The following is a 1968-nucleotide window of genomic DNA, read 5'->3' as shown; positions in this document are numbered from 1 at the left end:
AGCCACGAGCCCGAGGCCTTTGCCCGAGTGGCCAAGGTGCTGCTGCCCGCGGCCTATCTCAACTTCTACCTGACCGGCGAACACGTGGCGGACATGTCCGACAGCGCCGGCACCAGCTGGCTCGACACCGGCGCGCGGGACTGGTCCGACGCGCTGCTCGACGCCGGCGGCATGCGGCGCGACCAGATGCCCCGCCTCGTCGAAGGCAGCGACAAGGCGGGCGCGCTGCGAGAGGATCTGGCCCGGCGCTGGGGTGTGGGGCCAGGTGCGGCGGTGGCTGGCGGGGCTGGGGACAACGCCGCCGCCGCCTGCGGCACCGGCGTGCTGTCCGAGGGACAGGGCTTCGTCTCGCTCGGCACCTCGGGCGTGCTGCTGGCCGCCCGCGACGGCTATCGTCCGGCGCCCGAAAGCGCGCTGCACAGCTTCTGCCACGCGGTCCCTGCGACCTGGTATCAGATGGGCGTCATGCTGAGCTGCACCGACAGCCTCAACTGGCTCGCGCGGATCACCGGCGCCCGCCCGGCCGAGCTGACCTCGGCGCTCGGCGACTGCATCGACTGCCACGCCTGCGTCAACGTCTGCCCCATGGGCATCGACATCCGCGACGGCCAGCAGCTGGCCTGCATCACCTGCGCGCTCTGCATCGACGCCTGCGACGACGTCATGGAGAAGATCGGCAAGCCGCGCGGCCTGATCGACTACCTCGCGCTCTCGGACGAGACCCGCGAACGCGCCGGCGCACAGCCCCGCGCCGTGTGGAAGCACGTGTTCCGGCCCCGGGTCATCCTCTATACCGCGCTCTGGTCGCTGGTGGGCGTCGGCCTGGTCTTCGCCCTGCTGCTGCGTCCCGACGTCGAGATGACCGTGGCCCCGGTGCGCAACCCGACCTTCGTGGTCCTGTCCGACGGCTCGATCCGCAACACCTACGACGTGCGCCTGCGCAACAAGCACGGCGAGGACCGCCCCTATGCGCTTGCGGTCGAGGACAACGCCAACCTCGTCATCACGCTCGAGGGAGAAGACGATCTGGTGGTCGACGTGCCCGCCAACGAGACGTATCTTCAGCGTGTCTACGTGACCGCCCCGGGCGGCACGCCCGAGGCACAGGCCGAGCGCACGGAGTTCGTGCTGCGGCTCGAGGACACCACCACCGGCCACGTGGCCGAGAAGGAAACGGTCTTCAACGGACGGGACAACTGACGGATGACCAATCAATTCAAGCTCACCGGCTGGCACGTTCTGGCCATCTTCGTCGGTGCCTTCGGCATCATCATCGGGGTCAACGTCGCGCTGGCGTGGAACGCGGTGAAGACCTTCCCGCCAGACCTTCGACGTCCGCCGCGAGGCGCAGGAGGCGCTTGGCTGGACCGTCGAGACCAGCCACGACGACGGCCTGCTTGAGCTCGCCATCACCGACGCCAAGGGCTACCCCGTCCAGCCCGAGCATCTCGAGGCCAAGGTCGGCCGCACCACCACCGAGCGTGATGACCATACCCCCGACTTCCGCTTCGACGGCCGCGCCTTCGTGGCCGAGGACGCGCTGGCGCCGGGCTACTGGAACATCTGGCTGACCGCACAGGCACAGGACGGCACCGCCTTCGAACAGCGCCTGGAACTCTACGTCGGGGAATGACCTCATGACCGCCGCGATGCGCCCGCAGGTCTCGGCCTGCCCCGCCTGCTCCGCCGCCCCCGCCGCCGAGGCCCTCGCCGCAGGCGCCGAGCCGCAGAACGCCCACGTGATGCTGTCGCTGCCGACCATCCACTGCGCCAACTGCATCCGCACGGTCGAAGAGGTCCTGAACGCGGCGCCGGGGGTGCGCTCGGCCCGCGTCAACCTGACCATGAAGCGCGTCGCCATCGATGCCGACAACGGGCTCACCGCCGAGGATTTCATCCCGCTGGTCGAGGGCGCGGGTTACGAGGTGCACGAGCTCGACAGCGGCGCGCTGTCCGCGACCCAGACCG

At 69.9% G+C, this 1968-nt stretch carries 2 protein-coding genes and 1 pseudogene; all 3 read left to right on the top strand.

Annotated elements, in window-relative coordinates; all coding sequences use genetic code 11:
• Nucleotides 1-1200 (top strand): 4Fe-4S dicluster domain-containing protein (locus HC022_RS29495; protein ID WP_254885268.1); only part of this gene is annotated, 1200 nt, incomplete at its 5' end.
• Between the two features lie 3 nt (nucleotides 1201-1203).
• Nucleotides 1204-1633: pseudogene (locus HC022_RS25190) on the top strand (FixH family protein).
• A 4-nt stretch (nucleotides 1634-1637) separates the two neighbouring features.
• Nucleotides 1638-1968 (top strand): cation transporter (locus HC022_RS25185; protein WP_167454214.1); only part of this gene is annotated, 331 nt, incomplete at its 3' end.

The sequence above is a fragment of the Salipiger sp. HF18 genome, from assembly GCF_011806505.1.
Classification (GTDB): domain Bacteria; phylum Pseudomonadota; class Alphaproteobacteria; order Rhodobacterales; family Rhodobacteraceae; genus Salipiger; species Salipiger thiooxidans.
Note: the sequence above shows the minus strand (reverse complement) of the source record. Positions and strands in the feature narration are given on the sequence as shown.